The following is an 18,481-nucleotide window of genomic DNA, read 5'->3' as shown; positions in this document are numbered from 1 at the left end:
ATTAGATTTTTATTATGACTAACGAGCGTTAGTGTTCGTAAAACACATTTTTAAACCACTTGATTTAAACATGTGTTTTTTTTTGTATTTTGGCACTTTAGTAAATATGAAAAATATACAGTTATTTGGATTGCTGTTAGTAATTGTAGGCAGCTTTTTACCCTTGGTACATATACCCATCATAGGGAACTGGAACTACTGGAAGCTTGACCATTATCTGGCTATTGCATGCTGGATTTTTTCTGCATGTGCAGTTTTTGGAATCGTAAATAACAATGCCGGAATAGTCAGATTTTTTGGCATTCTGCTTATCCTTTTATTCGGGTTTACCTTATTTGCTGTGAAAATGCAGTCGCTGCAATACTTCAGCTTTCTGCCATTCAAATCCTGGCAGGAAACTTTTGCAGGAATTGTTACATTGAAATGGGGCTGGATTGTAGAATTTTTAGGTGCCTTGCTGATGGTTTTAGCAGGAGGAAGTAAAAAAGTAAACAATAGAATACAAATATAAAAAATGAACTTCTTAAAAATATTTTCAGCAGGAATTTTGTTGATGACCGCTGGCCAGGTCCATGCTCAGGCAACAGAACAGAAAAAACCGGACAATCCTCCTAAATGTATTAATATAAAAGAAGGAAAGTTTGTAAGGCCCAATTACCCGGAAGCCATATGGCACATGACCATTAAAGATAATGTTCAGACTGAATATTTCAATAATGGGAAAGACTATATCAAATCGACCCTGGTTTTTGTGGACGACTGCAACTATAAGGCAATCGTTATAGAGAAATCAGATAAAAATGATCCCGCACAGATTGGAGATGTCTTCAATAATAAAATTGTTGCTACTCAGGATAATCTTCTGAAGGTTAACACTAAAATTGAAGGAACTCAATTTGATGTGGTATACGCAAAAGTAAAATAAATTCAAACTATAAAAAGGAACACTTTGTTCCGTTTTGGCTAAAATAAAAATTATATACATGAAAGAAGTATTCATCGTTTCCGCAGTAAGAACACCTATCGGAAGTTTTATGGGAAGCTTATCAACAGTTCCGGCTACAAAACTGGGAGCAGCTGCTGTAAAAGGAGCATTAGATAAAATCGGCATGGATCCTAATACTGTTCAGGAAATCTATATGGGAAATGTTCTGCAGGCTGGAGAAGGCCAGGCGCCGGCCCGCCAGGTTGCTTTAGGAGCAGGTCTTTCTATCAATACACCTTCTACTACGGTAAATAAGGTATGTGCTTCAGGAATGAAGGCTGTAACAATGGCTGCCCAGGCAATCAAAGCCGGTGATGCAGAAGTAATTGTTGCTGGAGGTATGGAAAATATGTCTTTAGTTCCTCACTACTACAATGCAAGAGTAGCGACAAAGTTAGGCGACATCAAAATGCTTGACGGAATGGTGCTTGACGGTCTTACAGACGTATACAACAAAGTACATATGGGAGTATGTGCAGAAAAATGTGCTGTAGATTATAATATTACAAGAGAAGATCAGGATAACTTCGCTGTAGAATCTTACAAAAGATCTGCAAAAGCGTGGAGCGAAGGTAAATTCAACGAAGAAATTGTACCGGTTTTTATTCCTCAGAGAAAGGGAGAGCCTGTAATTTTTGCTGAAGATGAAGAGTACAAAGCAGTAAACTTCGACAGAATTTCAACGCTTCCTACTGTATTTAAAAAAGAAGAGGGTACAGTAACAGCTGCCAACGCGTCTACTTTAAATGATGGTGCTTCTGCATTGATCCTTGTTTCCAAAGAAAAAATGGAAGAGCTGGGATTAAAGCCTCTTGCAAAAATCGTTTCTTACGCTGATGCAGCTCAGGAGCCTGAAAACTTTACAACTGCTCCGGCAAAAGCTTTACCGATCGCACTTAAAAAAGCAGGATTAGAGATTTCTGATATCGATTTCTTCGAATTCAACGAAGCTTTCTCTGTAGTAGGACTGGCAAACAATAAAATTTTAGGATTAGATGCTGCCAAAGTAAACGTAAACGGTGGTGCTGTAGCATTAGGACACCCACTGGGAAGTTCGGGTTCAAGAATCATTGTAACCTTAATTAATGTATTGAAGCAAAATAATGCAAAATACGGTGCTGCAGCTATCTGTAACGGTGGTGGTGGTGCTTCTGCAATTGTAATTGAAAACTTATAATTGAAACATACAGCCACATTTTGTGGTTTCAGATATAAAAATCGGGGTCTCAGGACCCCGATTTTTTAGTTACAGAATAGCATGCAATAATACCTCAGGTTATAAACTTCCGGTTATGCAATCCCGTCAGATAACTTTTAATGGGAGAAATGGTTTCGGACCGTAAAATAGATATCATCCCTATTAGTCAAGCTGAAAACTTTGATGAATTATTTCAATCGCTTACAATTATTATTTCCAAAATAAAATTAAAAACCGTCGAATATTCCGTAGTTTTTCTATTTTTGTGCTACTAATATATATTTGAAATGTCTGAAACTGAGAATCGACAGCCTAAAAACATAAAGAATAATCCAAAGATTATGAAAGCCTGGGCTGTATATGACTGGGCAAACTCGGTGTATTCCCTGGTTATTACCTCTACCATTTTCCCCATTTATTACTCTATCCTTACCACCGCATACGAGAAAAAAGAATACGTAGTGGAAACAAAAACATGGATTGATGTTCCGGTAAGGCATATGATTAAAATTTTTGGTGAAGAATATCAGCCCGATGCCGTATACGGATATTCACTTACCATATCATTCTTTATCGTAGTATTGCTGTCCCCGTTTTTATCTTCTTTAGCAGATACGATCGGAAATAAAAAATCTTTCCTGCAGTTTTTCTGTTATCTGGGGGCAACGTCATGTATGGGATTGGCAATGTTTACAGGCATGCACAATGTATTTCTCGGACTTTTATTCAGTATTACGGCCAGCGTCGGATTCTGGGGAAGTCTAGTCTTTTATAATTCCTTCCTTCCGGATATTGCAACACCGGACAGGCAGGATGCGCTTTCTGCCAGGGGATATGTCTACGGCTATATTGGTTCTGTAGTTTTAGTAGTCATCTGTTTGGTACTGATCCAGGTTTTTGCTAAAGGGGCAGCTCAGCAGCTATTATTTACACGAATCAGTTTCCTGTTGACCGGAGCCTGGTGGTTCGGTTTCTCCCAATATACATTCAAGCACCTTCCGCAATTCGGGGATGTGAAAGATAAACTTCCTAAAGATCTTGTATTACTGAATTATAAAAATATCTTCAAAAAACATGAAGAGCAGGGTGGTTTCTTTGAAGTGTTCAAAGATAACCTGAGCTTCTATAAAGATATTGCAAAAGAAAGCTTCCATGAACTGTTTAAAGTAGGAGGAGAGCTTTTTAAAGATAAAAACCTGAAATTCTTCCTGTCCAGTTTCTTTTTTTACAGTGTAGGAATGCAGACTATTTTCCTGATGGCCACCTTATTTGGAAAAAGTGAGATCAACCTTGCACAGGATAAACTGATCGGAACCCTTTTGGTAATCCAGATTGAGGCCATTATCGGGGCTGTTATCTTTTCAAGATTATCCAGGAGAATCGGAAACAAGAATGTTATTTCAATTGCGATTATACTCTGGATTATAGCGTGTCTGTGGGCATATTTCCTTAACAAAGAAAATCCAACGGTAGAATATCAGTTCTACGGAGTAGCGGCAGTAGTAGGTTTGGTGATGGGTGGTCTTCAGGCGATGTCAAGATCCACATACTCAAAACTGCTTCCTGAAAACTCTATGGAGAATACAACGTATTTCAGTTTCTACGATGTGCTGGAAAAAATAGCGATCATCATCGGTACATTCATCTTTGCCACACTGATTGAACATTTTAATAATATGCGTATTGCAGCATTGTCAATGACTCTGTTCTTTGCCGCAGGACTTATTTTAATCAGATTCCTGAAGGTCAAAATGAGAAAAGACAGAGAAACATTATAAAAATTAAAAGACGTTATTTGTAACGTCTTTTTTTATGGATGAGTATATTCAATTTATCCTTACAATTATGTTTATTTATTGTATTTTTTTTCGTATTTTTAATAGAAGAACTGAAGAAAGTAAAATAGATGACAATTCGGCCTGGGTTTTGCTTATATTCAGCGGAATAATTTTTAACTTTGCAAAAAGATTTATTGTCAATATGACCAACCCTTTATTTTATGCAAAAATAATTCTGTTTGGAGAATATGGAATGATTGAAGATTCCCAGGGGCTTGTAGTACCTTACAGCTTCTATAAGGGAACTTTAAAATTTTCAGATCTGAGTTCCGAATTTGAGCTCAATTCCAACAGGCATCTGCAGAAATATTCAGAATTTCTTACAGCACTTGATCTTTCCGACGATTTTAAGTTGGATATCAAAAGCTTCAAGAATGATATTTCGAACGGACTTTTCTTTGATTCCAATATTCCCCAGGGATATGGAGTGGGAAGTTCCGGAGCTCTGGTCGCTGCTATTTTTGAAAAATATTCGATCAGCAAACTGAATCCTGAAAATATCTCAAAAGATAATCTTAAAAAATTAAAAGCTGTTTTCGGAGAAATGGAAAGCTATTTCCATGGTAAAAGTTCAGGAATGGATCCACTGATCTGTTATATGAACCTGCCAATCCTTATTGAAAATAAAGAAAATTTAGACAGGGTAAACATTCCGGATGGAGAAGAAGGAAAAGGAGCTATTTTCCTGATTGATTCCGGTATGACAGGCGAAACAGGTCCTATGATTCAGATTTTCTTTGAAAAAATGAAAACAGAAGGTTTCCGCAAAACATTGAAAGAAGAGTTCATCCGTTACAATAATGCATGTATTGATTCTTTCCTTAAAAAAGATATGAACCCGTTTTTCAGAAACCTGAAAAAGCTTTCCCACTGGGCCTATGAACATTTCCGTCCGATGATTCCTGAAAGTATTTTTAATATCTGGAAAAAAGGCCTGGATTCTAATGCATATTACCTGAAACTGTGCGGCAGCGGTGGTGGCGGCTATATCTTAGGATTTACCAAAGATTATGCAAAAGCAGAAAAAATGCTTGAAGGCTTCCAAAAAGAAGTGATTTACAGATTTTAAACAGCTTGGAATGAATTCTGAAAAAGAAACTTTCCAATCTAAAAACTATATCTCAAAATCTCTATTTTACAGATTTTCACAATTTGTGGGCTTTTTGCTCGGAGCACGTTTTTTTGTAGCAGCTCTGCTGACATTTGCACTCTACGTTTCTACTTTTTTCCTGTTCAACCAGGAAGAATCCTTCAGAAATTTCGTATTTGATTTTAAAGTTCACGGGATTATTTTCTGTACCGTTCTTACCATTCTGGCGGGTGGCATCATTAACCAGTTCTATGATCTGGAAAAAGATCATATTGTAAAACCTTTCAGAACAAGGGTCCAGAGCTTCATCAAGCAGAAGTACTTTTTATACGCCTATCTGGCACTGAGTGCTATTTCTCTGGGAGTGGCCTGGATGATTTCCCATAATGTCTTTGTTTTTTTTGTAATCTATCAGTTTTTTATGTGGTTTTACAGCCATAAACTGAGCAGAATACTGATCCTGAATAATCTCACTTTTGTCAGCCTCACCTTATACCCGTTCTTTGGAATGATGGTATACTATGAAACCTTTTCCAAAAAAGTATTTCTGATGGCTGTTTTTCTTTTTCTTATCCTGCTATGCATTGATATTGTGAAAGATACTCTTACCAGAAGTGTAGATAAAACATTCGGATACATTACGATCCCTAATTATTTTAAAACCAGAAATACGAAAATTATTCTGACTTCTTTATTGGTGGTTACCATGGCAGTTTCTATGAAAATCATCACCAAAACCGGGGTTACAGGATTTATGGCATATTATTTTGCCGGAGGGCTTTTTATCATGATTGTATGCATTTATCTTCTTTTAAATGCGTCCCGAAGAAGTAACTTTCTTACGTTGAATCTATTACGCTTTTGGGTATTTGTAGGAATTATAGCGATGCTTTTAAACGGAATAGAGCATAAATTGTAAAAAAAATTCTTTAAATAAACTGAGGTTATTATTACCTTTGCCTAACTAAATTTAATAAATAGGAATGCCCATTTTTAATGATACTAAAATTGCATTTGCAGACAAGTCTGATGCACAATTGAGAAAGGCTTACTGGATGTTTAAAATGATTGAACAGCCCGCTCTTACAAGCCTTGGAACATCTGTTCTGAATTTCACAGTACACAACAACTTTCCTTTCGTTACCGGAATTGTAAAGAATACCTTATTTGAGCAGTTCTGCGGAGGTGAAACCCGTGAAGAAAGTATGAAAGTGGTGAAGCAGCTTTTTAAAAGAGGGGTTGGAAGTATTTTCGATTACTCTATTGAAGGGAAAGAAGATGAGGAAACTTTTGATGCGGTTTGCAAAGAAATTAAGGATATTGTAAGATTCTCAGTAGGAAATCCGGCAATCCCTTTTATTGTATTTAAGCCTACAGCTTTTGGAAGAATTGATCTTTATGAAGCTGTTGGAAAAGGAGTGGAGCTTACGACCAGCCAAAAAGAAGAATGGCAGAGAGTTGTGAAAAGATTTGATGAAGTATGCAGCCTTTGTCATGAAAATGATAAAAAAGTAATGGTAGATGCTGAAGAAACCTGGATGCAGGATGCCGCTGACCATCTTTGTGAGGAGATGATGGAGAAATATAACCAGCAGAAACCTATCGTTTGGAATACCATCCAGATGTACAGAACAGGAAGGCTCGAGTACATGGAAGCACATCTTCAAAGAGCAAGAGAGAAGAATTACTTCATCGGTTATAAGATCGTTCGTGGTGCTTATATGGAAAAAGAAAGAGCCAGAGCAGCAGAAAAAGGTTATGCAGATCCTATTCAGCCAAACAAAGAGGCTTCAGATAAAAACTATAATGCAGGAATCGACTTTGTTATGGAGCACCTGGATAAGGTTTCAGCGTTTTTCGGAACCCATAACGAGATCTCTTCAGAGTTGATTATGGATAAAATGAAAGCAAAATCTCTGGAAACCGGTAATCCACACGTATATTTCGGGCAGCTTTACGGAATGAGTGATAATATCACCTTCTACTTGTCTGATAAAGGCTATAATGTGGCTAAATATCTTCCATATGGACCTGTAAAGGATGTTGTTCCGTATTTAACGAGAAGAGCCCAGGAAAATACCTCTGTAGCCGGACAAACCGGAAGGGAGCTTGGCCTTATTAAAAAAGAACTTGAAAGAAGAAGAAAACAATAGTTTTCATCTCAATAAAATCTACCAGACCTGCAGTTACGCAGGTCTTTTTATTATAATTAACCACATTTCTGCTGTAGTGAGAGTATACAGACCTTAAAATCCGATTCGAATTAGTAATAATCGACTCAATTGTTATTTGTATTAATTATATATTAAAATAATGGTGTTTTTATTGTTGATTTGATTTTAAATATTTATATTTGATAACGTTATAAAAACTAACAAATGAAATGTTTCATCTACTGTAATGAGCTTATCCTGTGACAGGATTTACGATAAACAGATAAATTATTATCCTTTATAATAAATATCCGGATTGGTAGAAAAAAGGAGGGAACATATGAAATAAAACCTCTTCATCTGATGCCCGCAAATTTTCAAAATAAAATAAAGCAATAGCTTTAGTTTTCTTCTTCAAATATTTTTAACCTGGTCACTTTTTGATCAGGTTTTTTTAGGGCTCAAAACTTTCAAATTTTCCATTTTCATAGAACAAAACAATACGTTTTATTTTACTTTGCTGATTACCAAATAGTTGACCTAATATTTCACTGCTGGGATTTTCTAATCGCTGAGAATCCGATATTTTTTCAGGAGCTTTATCTTGGGCCGGTGTAACGGATTCTCCAGGACTTAATTTTGGAGCTTCTGTTTCCGTTTCATCACTTCCAAATTCATCATCGTCATTCATCATCGTGAAAAGATCGGGGAGTGGAGTCGTCTTTATTTTTTCCTCTTCAGTATGTTCTTCGCTGATTTCTGCTTCGGGAAGTTGGGATTTCAGCATCGCGCCTTCACCGGTAACCAGCCAGTCCCAAAGAAGTTCCGGAAACCGGGATTTTATTTTTATGATAAACTCAAGAGAGGGTTTGTTCCTTCCTGATGTAATATGCGAAATGGATGAACGCTGTACATCAATCTCGTCTGCAAACTCAGAGGGAGTAAGATTGGAATACTCTATAATTTTGGAAATTCTTTCATTTAAACTCATAAAAATAAGCCTTTAATTATTTTACAAATGTAACTCATATAATTTACAAATGCAAAATACAATTGTAAATAACCTACCCTATTCTTTGTATACAATTGTAACATGCTAATAATTGATTTGAAATCAATCTATTATAATTAAATTACAAATGTATTTAATATTAAATTAATTTATAGCCTTTCAGATTTATATCAATTAATAAGCAACTTATTAACCTCCAGTTTTATATAAAAGCTGGTTTAAGAATGTAAATTAAAGCTTTTCGGGAGGTGGTTTGACCTTTACAAACTGTTAAAATTTACTGTTTACATAATTAACTGATAAAACTCTTCTGCATGTTTAAAACTCCGGGTAAATACCTTGTCTATAGCTGTTATAAGCATATTTTGTCTGTTACAACAGTAAATTAATTCTGTAAACACCCTATAATAGGGTATGAAGAATGTTAAATGGAGGTGCAATAAGGTTTCATTAAAATACTTTATTTCTTATCATAAGAAAAAATGGTTTAAAAATTTCAATTAAAGTAAAATTATATACCCAATTGGATTTTTTCAGACATTTTACATTTGTATACAATGATAATTAATCAAGTTTTCCACAATTCTCATGTTTAATAAAATAACCCTCAAACGGAGTTATGCAGTAAATTTCATACTTCAAGTAATATTGCAAAAATCATTTAGATGGATTTTGTAATTAACTGACTTTTAACGTTTTGAATAGGTGCTATTAAATTATTCGCAATCCATAATTTTATCAACAGACAAATTGTCTTCCATAGCTGTTTAACAATGTTACAAGTGTTAATTTAATTTCTAGCGTTAAAATGGGTTAGATTTAAATCATGTAAACAGTTTTCAAAACAGATGTCAAATGTAAATTCTAGGATTTTATCAATATTTACAAATGTTAATTTAAGTTTTTGACCAAAAATGGTTAAATTTGATTCTTGTAAATTATTTCTCAAAATGAATTTTGAACAGATCTACTCTCAAGCCCCCGATTTCTCAAATCGTTATATTTCCCCTGAAAAATTATTTTATTACCTACAGGCAAATCTCAGCGATTATATTCAGGAGATCGGAACATCCTATTTAGATAAACCTATTTATCAATTAAGCATCGGAACCGGAAGTATTCAGGTATTGGCCTGGTCACAAATGCACGGCAATGAATCCAATGCTACTCATGCGATGCTTGACCTTTTAGTAAGTCTTGATAAAGCTCCCGAAATGAAAGAGGAATTGTTCAGTACCATAAGACTTGACTTTATTTTCATGCTGAATCCGGACGGGTCCGAAAGATGGACCCGACTGAACGCTGCTGATATTGATCTGAACAGAGATTTTCATAACGAAGCAAGTAAGGAGATTAAATTCCTGAAAAAGGCTGCGGCCTCAAAAAAATACGATTATGCATTAAACCTCCATGAGCAGAGAACCATCTTTACCACTGATGGTATTCACCCTGCTACACTTTCCTTTCTGGCACCGTCCGAAAATGTAGAGCGTACCGTGACTGAAAACAGGAAAAAATGTATGGCAGTCATCGGAAGTGTATACAGCCATTTGAAAGAAATGATTCCAAACCAGATCGGAAGATATTCTGATGAATTCTATCCGACTTCTACAGGAGATAATTTTATCAAAGCAGGAATGCCTACGATCTTATTTGAAGGCGGCCACTTTGTAGATGATTATACCAGAAAAGGAACCAGAAAATATTATACGATTGCTCTTTATTATGCTTTAAAGGCAATCAGTGAGCTGAACTCTGATATCACAGGCTGGGAAACTTACCTTGAAATTCCTGAGAATAAAGAAACCCATTATGATATTATTTACAGAAATGTAAAACTGAATACGGAGCATGAATGTATTCTGGATATTGCTGTTCAATACAGGGAAATCAAAGAACAGGGGAAAGATGATATTTCTTTCGTTCCTTTTGTAATGGAAGCAGGAGATGTGAAACAAAAAAAAGGCTGGCTGGAAATAGACTGTACCGGTAAGAAATTTATTTCTGCAACTAAATATCCGAAACTGGATGCTGTTGTGGATTTTAAAATTGAAGATTAAAAGGTTGCCATTTTGAATAGCACTTGTCGGCAACGTTTGAAAAAGAAAAGTCAATACAATGACCACATAAAATAAACTTCGGCAGCCCTGCAGGGCTGCCGAAGTTTTATATCTAATTCTAAAGATTCGTATTCAATAGGAATGGGCTTTTGCCCATTTAATGTAAAAAAATTCATCTGGCTTTAGCCAAAATCTAACCTTAGAAATAAATTTTATTCAATAATTAAAGTTTAGTTAACCACTTTAATTCCGTTCGCTACAAATCTGATTTCTTCTTTAGGCTGGGTAATTGCGTCAATTTCAGACTGAGATTTTTTGGCATCTTCTGCATAATGTTTCTGCTCATTAACAGAAATTACTTTTCTTTCTGCATTTCCTTCCAACACTACGCTTTTACCTTTTAGCGCCGTGGGCACAAAGAAAGCATAATCTTTCATTTTTACAAAAAAGTTAGAATTATCCTCTGTCTGAATGGTAAGCCAGCAGCCTTTTTTGTCGCAGACATCCGTTACTTTTCCTTTAATAGCAACATTCTCAACTTTCTTGTTGTCTTTTTTAAGCTGTTTATTCAGTTTATCTACCGTGATGGCTTTGGATTCAGCGGATGCAGTTACCTGATCCCCGTATGTATCACCTACCAAAGCCTTGCCAGCCGGTGGACCGGATTGAGCAAATGCTAATGAAGAAGCTGTTAAAGCTGCAGCAAATAATATCGCTTGAAATTTCATGTTTAATATTTTTTCCAAAAATACTAATTAAAATTGAATCATAACAGCATAAAAAATAACAAAAAACAGGTGTTTAGATGAATTTTTAATAAAATTCAAAATCTAAGACAGATTTGATTATATTTGAGCCCTATACTTGACTATGCAGAAAAAACTGAAACTATGGGACGCCATCATGCTCGTGATGGGGTCTATGATCGGAAGCGGGATCTTTATTGTAAGTGCTGATATGATGCGAAACCTGGGATCTGGGTTTTGGATGATTATAGTGTGGGTTATCACAGGAATAATGACAGTAGCTGCAGCCATAAGTTATGGAGAACTGTCAGCACTGTTTCCGAAAGCCGGAGGGCAATATACCTATCTGAAAGAAATTTTCGGGAAAAAAATGGGTTTCCTTTACGGATGGGGATTGTTTACGGTAATACAAACCGGAACTATTGCTGCTGTAGCAATGGCTTTTGGTAAGTTTACAGCTTATCTGGTTCCTTCACTCAACGATGCCGCACCTATTTTTCAAAGTGGTGAATTTAAAATTACATGGATCCAGGTTCTGGCGATTGCTATTATCGTTTTGCTTACCTATATCAACACCAGAGGGGTAGAGAGTGGAAAAATTCTTCAGAATATCTTTACAGGCTCCAAAGTTATAGCGCTATTAGGCTTAATTGCTGCAGGCTTTATATTGGTAGATCTTTCTCATTTATCAGAAAATTTTAGCTGGGGCACTGATGCTTTTAGTAACCTTAAAAAAGATTTTACCGGTAACTTTCTTAAAGAAGGCTGGGAGCCGATCGGAGGAATGACTCTTCTAGGCGGAATTGCTGCGGCAATGGTAGGCTCTGTTTTCAGTTCTGTTGCCTGGGAAAGTGTAACATTTGTTTCCGGCGAAATTGAAAATCCTAAAAAGAATGTGGTAAAATCGATGATTTATGGTACTTCTGCGGTAATGATTCTTTATATAGCAGTCAATTATGTATATTTAAATGCATTAGACAGGGACGGAATTGCATTTGCAGCCAATGACAGGGTAGCCGTTGCAGCCTCTCAGAATATTTTTGGAAGTGCCGGAACTATAATCATTGCTTTATTGGTCATGATTTCTACATTTGGATGCAATAACGGATTGATTCTGGCTGGAGCGAGGGTTTTTCAGACAATGGCCAAAGACGGAATGTTCTTTAAATCTGCAGAAAAAAACAATAAAAATGAAGTTCCGGAAAATGCATTATGGATGCAGGGAGTATGGGCTTCCATTCTTTGTCTGAGCGGGCAGTACGGTAATTTGCTGGATATGATTTCTTTTGTGATCGTCCTGTTCTACATGATTACGGTTTTTGGAGTGATTTATTTAAGAATGAAACAGCCGGAGCTGGAAAGACCCTATAAAACATGGCTGTATCCGGTAACACCAATTATTTACCTTCTGATAGGAACCTGCTTCTGCATCTTATTGTTAATTTACAAACAGCAGTATACATGGCCCGGCTTTGTGCTGGTATTACTGGGGCTTCCGGTGTACTATTTTATCAACAGAAAAAAAAGCAGATGCTTAAAATAAAATATGATAACAGATTCAGGGCTTTCAATTCATTTTTGAAGGCCCTTATTTTTGAATAATATTTTAAAGTATGGTAATCATTATTCATTATTTGTCGAAAATGTGTATTTTGGTATTTCGTTTTTAAAACAGGACCATGAAGTAAAAACAATAAGTTATGGATACACCAAATTACAGAATGCCTTTCGTACCGTCTACTTTAATGACCGAAGGCGGAAGTATCGATACCTGCGATATGGGGGAAAGTATTGCCCACAATATTATGCTGCTGATCACCACCAAAAAAGGGGAGAACAGATATGATGAAAACTATGGAAACGATGTCTGGAACCTTGAATTCGATAATGGAGTAACAAGTGCCATCTGGGAAAGCGTTTTTATCAAAAGCTTAAGAAGACAGATTCAGGAATATGAACCAAGAATCGTAAATCCGCAGATAGATGCTCATATACAATTTGTAGAGCACAGCTACGATACCAAAGAACACACCGAAATTAAAAAGAAAGTAAGAATTGCCATCAATGCAAAAATGGAGGAAACAGGAGAACGTTTCAGTTTTTCAACAGAGCTGTTTCTAAGTCCGATGTCTATTGATTAATATTTTTAACAGCGAAAGAAAATTATGAATTTAGATCAGAATATTTATTCCAAAGAATCTGTAAAAGCAAGAATGCTTCAGAATGCAACTAAGGTATGGGGACTCAGAAGTCCACAGTCTTTAGACCCTTTTGTAAAACTGTTGATAGATGCATTCAGTACAGAAGTTTTCAAAGCGAATAATGAAATACAGACGGTGAATGCCCGTATATTGGAAAAACTCGCAAAACTCCTTACACCGTCTATTTATACCCATCCTATTCCGGCTCATTCTGTAGCTTTTACGCAGCCCTATGATTCTTCTGAGGTCTTATTGGAACACACGGAATTTTTTTTCCGTAAACAGATGACATCCACTGTAAAATCAGAGTCAGACAAACAGCTGAATATTCCTTTTACGCCGGTAGGAAATGTGAGGATCAATAAAGTTCACACCTCCATCATGTTTGTAGGAAATACCTGCTACAGTATTGACGACAGGTTTAATAAAATTCCTGTTGCAAGATTCCAGGGAAGACCTGAAGATTACAGAAAAATTACAATAGGGGTAGATGTCAGCAAATATATAAGTGAAAACTTTCCGAAGTATCTGAGCATATTCTGCTCCAATCCGGCTTTTGAACACCTTGATTTTGTATATAAATTATTACCATACATCACCGTTTCAAGCAATGGTAACCCTTTATTTGTTAGAGAAGGATTAAGCTACCTTACAGAAAGCCATAACGATGGCTATGAACAGATGTTCAAAGAACAGTCCATCAGAAATAAAGTGATTGAGGATATTAAAAGTATCTACCGCCACAAATTTATCGAAGTAACAGGAATTTCTCAAAGCCTGTTCTCGGAACCGGGGCAGCTTCCGCAGAATCTTGACTTCCTGACAGGAAAAGAAGAGATTACAAAGTTTCTGGATAACAAAAAATACTTATGGCTTACTTTTGAGTTCCCTCCACAATTTTCAGCAGAAATACTGGATAATTTCTCGTTTGTGCTGAATGCTTTTCCAATCTACAACAGAGGCTGGAAAAAAACAGAATACAGCCTTGATATCATGGGAAATAATATTCCTTTGGTAACAGACGAAGGGGAGCATTTCTTATATGTAGACGAAGTACAGGACGGCGACGGCAGAAAATATACCGAAATCCCTTTCACGCCGGCAGATGATCTTAAAAAAGGATTGTATACGGTAAGAAAAGGAGGAATGGAACGTTTCACCAGCAGAAATGCTGTTGATATGATTGCCAATGTTCTGGAACTCACAAGAGATGAAATTGCAGCATTTTCCCTTTTGAACAGAGACAATGTAAAAGGAGTTCTCAGCGAAATGTCCGATAAAATGAAATCCATGGTACAGAAAGTAAACAATGCCAAGAGAAATATCAGACAGGAGCTGAATTATGTCATCATGGAACCGGTAGAAAAAACAGACCACACTTACGCTTCTTTCTGGGTGACACACTGTACGCTGGCCAATCATATGCGTCCGGGAACTGAACTTTCCAACCAGTTGAAATCGCAAACTGTCATATTGCTTACAGAAACATTAGGCGGAGCTGAAGAACAGAAAGGCACAGATAGTATTCAGGCGTATAAATATGCCCTGACAACCAGAGATAAAATCATTTCTTTGGAAGATGTAAAAAACTACTGCCGCATGATTCTGAAAGATGAGGTAAGGGAAGTAAGGGTAAGAAGAGGAACCATGATCAGCAACAAACCTAAAGAAGGATTTGTAAGAACTGTAGAAGTAGAGATCATTCCTCAGAATTATTCTTTCTATGGAAGAGCCTACTGGGAAAATATGTCGAACATCATCAGAAACCAGATCATTGCCAAAGCCATCGACGGAATTGAATATATTGTAAGGATTACCAATGAAGATGTTGAATTTCAGGATATGTAATTCCTTTGAAAAAATTAAAATATAAAATGCCGTACCCGCTACGGCATTTTTAATATCATGTTGAGTTATATCAATAGGAACGGGCTTTAGCCCGTTTTTATGAATGAGCTTTTCATTGGCTTTAGCCAAAACATAATGACTCGAAAATAAGAATCATTTCAGAAAATTCAATAATATCGGGTTCAGTACATTAACAAAACCTAAGAATTTTTTATGAAACTTTTATCCCTTTTAAATTCAAAAAAAGTCTATAAATTTTCGTATTTTTGCACGTTGTGATTTTCAGGCAAAGTCACTCCGAATTATGAGCAAATCAACAGAATATATAGAAGTTTACGGAGCACGTGAACACAACCTTAAAAATATTAATGTAAAAATTCCACGTAATGAATTGGTCGTGATTACCGGCCTTTCCGGAAGTGGAAAATCGTCATTGGCTTTCGATACTATTTTTGCAGAAGGTCAGCGTCGTTATATTGAAACATTCTCTGCCTATGCACGTCAGTTTCTGGGTGGATTGGAACGTCCCGATGTCGATAAAATTGAGGGACTTTCTCCGGTAATCGCCATCGAACAGAAAACGACCAATAAAAACCCGCGTTCTACCGTAGGAACGGTTACTGAGCTGTACGATTTTCTGCGTCTGTTGTATGCAAGAGTTTCAGATGCGTATTCTTTATCTACAGGACAAAAATTGGTAAGCTATACCGAAGATCAGATTCTTGAAGCCATCAAAGAAAACTATAAAAAAGAGAAAATCATGCTTTTGGCACCCGTGGTGCGTTCCAGAAAAGGACATTACCATGAGCTCTTTGTGCAGATGGCTAAAAAAGGCTACGGACAGGCAAGGATTGATGGTGAGCTTCAGGATATTGAATACGACTTAAAACTTGACCGTTATAAAACCCACGACATTGACATCGTGATCGACCGTTGGATTATCGGGGAGAATGCTTCAGAAGCAAGAATGGAAAAATCATTGCGTACAGCAATGGAAATGGGGGAAGGAATTATAGGAATTCAGAAACTGGGAAGTACAGATATTGAATACTTTTCCAAAAACCTGATGGATGCAGAAACTGGATATTCTCTGGCGTTGCCGGAACCGAATACTTTCTCTTTCAACTCTCCAAAAGGAAGCTGCCCGAACTGTAAAGGTCTGGGAACCATTAAAAAGATCAATACAGATTACTTTATAGACAATCCAAAACTATCCATCAATCAGGGAGGATTATTACCACTGGAAGACATCAAGTCGAACAAATGGATTCTTTCCCAGATTAAAAATATTCTTGAGATCTTTGGATTAGGATTAACAACCCCACTGCAGGATATTCCGGAAGAAGCCCTGGATTATATCTACAACGGATGTCATAAAGAATTCAATAAAGATCTGAAGTATGCAGGAATTACCAAGAAAATAAAAATTGGTTTCGATGGGCTTATCGCTTTCATGGAAGAACTTATTGATGAAAGAGAATCTTATGAAGCCATTTTATTGGAAAGACATTTCACCACAGAAGAAACCTGCCCGGAATGTCATGGAAGCCGCCTTCAGCCTTCAAGTTTAAGTTTTAAAATTGATGGGAAAAATATTGCTGAGGTAAATGGTTTAAGCTTAGCTGATTTAAAAGATTGGTTAGCTGACGTTAAAGACAAATTCTCAGAAAAAAATAAAATCATTGCTCACGAGATCTTAAAAGAGATCGAAACCAGGCTTCAGTTTTTACTGGATGTAGGGTTGGATTATTTAAGCCTCAGCAGAAGTTCAAAAACCCTTTCAGGAGGAGAATCACAGAGGATCCGTCTGGCAACACAGATTGGATCTCAATTGGTGAATGTATTGTATATCCTTGATGAACCAAGTATCGGGCTTCACCAGAGAGATAATGAAAGGCTGATTCATTCCCTGAAAAACCTTAGAGACATCGGAAACTCTGTATTGGTGGTGGAACATGATAAAGACATGATCCTGGAAGCTGATGAGGTATTGGATATTGGCCCAAGAGCCGGAAAATTCGGGGGAGAAATTCTTTGGCAGGGAAAGCCAAAAGATCTGTTGAAAGCAGATACCATCACGGCTCAATACATTAATGGAAAAAGAAAAATAGAAATTCCTGCAGAAAGAAGGGCAGGAAGCGGTAAAAATATTCTTTTAAAAGGAGCAACGGGAAACAACCTTAAAAACGTAACCCTTGATATTCCCCTTGGAAAACTGGTGGTGGTAACCGGTATTTCAGGAAGCGGAAAATCTTCCCTGATTAACGGAACTTTATATCCGATCCTGAACAAACATTTCTACAGAGCAGTTCAGGAGCCGTTACCATACAAAAAGATTGAAGGATTAGATAATATTGATAAAATTGTAGACGTAGACCAGACTCCAATCGGAAGAACACCACGATCTAATCCTGCTACCTACACAGGAATGTTTACCGATATCAGAAACCTTTTTGCCGAACTGCCGGAAAGTAAAATCCGTGGGTATAAGCCGGGAAGATTCTCTTTCAATGTAAAAGGCGGAAGATGTGAAACCTGTCAGGGCGGAGGATTAAAAGTGATCGAAATGAATTTCCTTCCGGATGTATACGTTCATTGCGAAACCTGCAACGGAAAACGTTTCAACAGAGAAACGCTGGAAGTTCGTTACAAAGGAAAATCAATCTCTGACGTATTGGATATGACGATTGATGAGGCGGTAGATTTCTTCCAGCCGATTCCTAAGATTTTTGCGAAAGTAAAAACATTACAGGATGTAGGTTTGGGATATATTACCCTTGGACAGCAGTCGACAACCCTTTCAGGAGGGGAAGCGCAACGGACCAAGCTAGCAACCGAACTGTCCAAAAGACAAACCGGAAACACCCTTTATATCCTTGATGAACCAACTACGGGACTTCATTTTGAAGATGTAAAAATCCTGATGGATGCGATCAACCAGCTGGTAGAACTTGGAAACTCGTTCATTATCATCGAACACAATATGGATGTTATAAAATTAGCAGACCATATTATTGACGTAGGACCGGAAGGAGGAAAGTACGGTGGACAGATCGTAGCACAGGGAACTCCAGAAGAAATTGTAAAATCTAAGAAAAGCCTGACCGGCAAGTTCTTGAAGAGGGAACTGGAATAAGTATCTATAAAAATTAGGCAGCATTTTATCATTCCAAAGGAATCTAAATAATGTACATTAGGATATTGATCAACTTTTAAAATAAAAATGAGATAATAATTGGCTAAACTAATCAAGTTTAGCCCTTTTTATGCTTAAAAATCACCTCCAATATTAAATTTTCAATTATTTTTAAAATTTATACCATTGATAATCAATTAATTATGTTTTAATG

14 protein-coding genes are annotated in these 18,481 nt (G+C 36.6%); 12 read left to right on the top strand and 2 right to left on the bottom strand.

What is annotated here, in order from left to right; translation table 11 throughout:
- Positions 1-106 precede the first annotated feature (106 nt).
- From ACP3T3_RS04690 to ACP3T3_RS04660, 7 genes are all read left to right on the top strand, one after another.
- A complete protein-coding gene (locus tag ACP3T3_RS04690) occupies positions 107-511 on the top strand; it encodes a hypothetical protein (RefSeq protein WP_426478761.1) in 405 nt (134 codons plus the stop codon).
- Positions 512-514: 3 nt separating this feature from the next.
- Positions 515-925, top strand: a complete 411-nt coding sequence (locus ACP3T3_RS04685; RefSeq protein WP_426478760.1) for a hypothetical protein — start codon at positions 515-517, stop codon at positions 923-925.
- Between the two features lie 58 nt (positions 926-983).
- Positions 984-2,162, top strand: coding sequence for an acetyl-CoA C-acyltransferase (locus ACP3T3_RS04680; RefSeq protein WP_426478759.1), 1,179 nt, complete (start codon positions 984-986; stop codon positions 2,160-2,162).
- A 308-nt stretch (positions 2,163-2,470) separates the two neighbouring features.
- Positions 2,471-3,961, top strand: coding sequence for an MFS transporter (locus tag ACP3T3_RS04675; RefSeq protein WP_426478758.1), 1,491 nt, complete (start codon positions 2,471-2,473; stop codon positions 3,959-3,961).
- 202 nt (positions 3,962-4,163) lie between these two features.
- A complete protein-coding gene (locus tag ACP3T3_RS04670; RefSeq protein WP_426478757.1) occupies positions 4,164-5,090 on the top strand; it encodes a mevalonate kinase family protein in 927 nt (308 codons plus the stop codon).
- Positions 5,091-5,100: 10 nt separating this feature from the next.
- A complete protein-coding gene (locus ACP3T3_RS04665; protein ID WP_426478756.1) occupies positions 5,101-6,030 on the top strand; it encodes a UbiA family prenyltransferase in 930 nt (309 codons plus the stop codon).
- A gap of 64 nt (positions 6,031-6,094) precedes the next feature.
- Complete coding sequence (locus ACP3T3_RS04660) at positions 6,095-7,264, top strand: proline dehydrogenase family protein (protein ID WP_426478755.1); 1,170 nt, start codon at positions 6,095-6,097, stop codon at positions 7,262-7,264.
- Positions 7,265-7,718: 454 nt separating this feature from the next.
- On the opposite strand, the gene ACP3T3_RS04655 is transcribed toward ACP3T3_RS04660, so the two are convergent.
- Positions 7,719-8,255 carry a helix-turn-helix transcriptional regulator gene (locus ACP3T3_RS04655; RefSeq protein ID WP_426478754.1) on the bottom strand — a complete coding sequence of 179 codons (537 nt, stop codon included), beginning with the start codon at positions 8,253-8,255 and terminating at the stop codon, positions 7,719-7,721.
- A 971-nt stretch (positions 8,256-9,226) separates the two neighbouring features.
- On the opposite strand from ACP3T3_RS04655, the gene ACP3T3_RS04650 reads away from it, so the two are divergent.
- Positions 9,227-10,336, top strand: coding sequence for a M14 family zinc carboxypeptidase (locus ACP3T3_RS04650; RefSeq protein WP_426478753.1), 1,110 nt, complete (start codon positions 9,227-9,229; stop codon positions 10,334-10,336).
- A gap of 230 nt (positions 10,337-10,566) precedes the next feature.
- Here ACP3T3_RS04650 and ACP3T3_RS04645 read toward each other — a convergent pair whose 3' ends face one another.
- Complete coding sequence (locus tag ACP3T3_RS04645; protein ID WP_426478752.1) at positions 10,567-11,064, bottom strand: DUF4920 domain-containing protein; 498 nt, start codon at positions 11,062-11,064, stop codon at positions 10,567-10,569.
- Positions 11,065-11,206: 142 nt separating this feature from the next.
- Here ACP3T3_RS04645 and ACP3T3_RS04640 point away from each other — a divergent pair, with 142 nt between their 5' ends.
- The 4 genes from ACP3T3_RS04640 (at position 11,207) to uvrA (ending at position 18,267) form a co-directional block, all read left to right on the top strand.
- Positions 11,207-12,625, top strand: coding sequence for an APC family permease (locus tag ACP3T3_RS04640; protein ID WP_426478751.1), 1,419 nt, complete (start codon positions 11,207-11,209; stop codon positions 12,623-12,625).
- Positions 12,626-12,782: 157 nt separating this feature from the next.
- Positions 12,783-13,223: a GPW/gp25 family protein gene (locus ACP3T3_RS04635; RefSeq protein ID WP_002979175.1), complete on the top strand. Its 441-nt coding sequence runs from the start codon at positions 12,783-12,785 to the stop codon at positions 13,221-13,223.
- 24 nt (positions 13,224-13,247) lie between these two features.
- A complete protein-coding gene (locus ACP3T3_RS04630) occupies positions 13,248-15,131 on the top strand; it encodes a type VI secretion system baseplate subunit TssF (protein WP_426478750.1) in 1,884 nt (627 codons plus the stop codon).
- A 304-nt stretch (positions 15,132-15,435) separates the two neighbouring features.
- Positions 15,436-18,267 (top strand): excinuclease ABC subunit UvrA, encoded by a 2,832-nt coding sequence (gene uvrA, locus ACP3T3_RS04625; protein WP_426478749.1) that lies wholly within the window; start codon positions 15,436-15,438, stop codon positions 18,265-18,267.
- Positions 18,268-18,481 lie beyond the last annotated feature (214 nt).

Origin of the sequence: Chryseobacterium sp. CBSDS_008, from assembly GCF_049959325.1 — a bacterium.
Taxonomy (GTDB): Bacteria; Bacteroidota; Bacteroidia; order Flavobacteriales; family Weeksellaceae; genus Chryseobacterium.
The sequence above is the reverse complement of the archived record's forward strand: the minus strand, read 5'-3'. Positions and strand labels throughout refer to the sequence as shown.

Excerpts from the sequence above, each read along its gene's own strand:
- ACP3T3_RS04690 (WP_426478761.1), top strand. The coding sequence starts at position 107 with ATGAAAAATATACAGTTATTTGGATTGCTGTTAGTAATTGTAGGCAGC.
- ACP3T3_RS04685 (WP_426478760.1), top strand. The coding sequence starts at position 515 with ATGAACTTCTTAAAAATATTTTCAGCAGGAATTTTGTTGATGACCGCT.
- ACP3T3_RS04680 (WP_426478759.1), top strand. The coding sequence starts at position 984 with ATGAAAGAAGTATTCATCGTTTCCGCAGTAAGAACACCTATCGGAAGT.
- ACP3T3_RS04675 (WP_426478758.1), top strand. The coding sequence starts at position 2,471 with ATGTCTGAAACTGAGAATCGACAGCCTAAAAACATAAAGAATAATCCA.
- ACP3T3_RS04670 (WP_426478757.1), top strand. The coding sequence starts at position 4,164 with ATGACCAACCCTTTATTTTATGCAAAAATAATTCTGTTTGGAGAATAT.
- ACP3T3_RS04665 (WP_426478756.1), top strand. The coding sequence starts at position 5,101 with ATGAATTCTGAAAAAGAAACTTTCCAATCTAAAAACTATATCTCAAAA.
- ACP3T3_RS04660 (WP_426478755.1), top strand. The coding sequence starts at position 6,095 with ATGCCCATTTTTAATGATACTAAAATTGCATTTGCAGACAAGTCTGAT.
- ACP3T3_RS04655 (WP_426478754.1), bottom strand. The coding sequence starts at position 8,255 with ATGAGTTTAAATGAAAGAATTTCCAAAATTATAGAGTATTCCAATCTT.
- ACP3T3_RS04650 (WP_426478753.1), top strand. The coding sequence starts at position 9,227 with ATGAATTTTGAACAGATCTACTCTCAAGCCCCCGATTTCTCAAATCGT.
- ACP3T3_RS04645 (WP_426478752.1), bottom strand. The coding sequence starts at position 11,064 with ATGAAATTTCAAGCGATATTATTTGCTGCAGCTTTAACAGCTTCTTCA.
- ACP3T3_RS04640 (WP_426478751.1), top strand. The coding sequence starts at position 11,207 with ATGCAGAAAAAACTGAAACTATGGGACGCCATCATGCTCGTGATGGGG.
- ACP3T3_RS04635 (WP_002979175.1), top strand. The coding sequence starts at position 12,783 with ATGGATACACCAAATTACAGAATGCCTTTCGTACCGTCTACTTTAATG.
- ACP3T3_RS04630 (WP_426478750.1), top strand. The coding sequence starts at position 13,248 with ATGAATTTAGATCAGAATATTTATTCCAAAGAATCTGTAAAAGCAAGA.
- uvrA (WP_426478749.1), top strand. The coding sequence starts at position 15,436 with ATGAGCAAATCAACAGAATATATAGAAGTTTACGGAGCACGTGAACAC.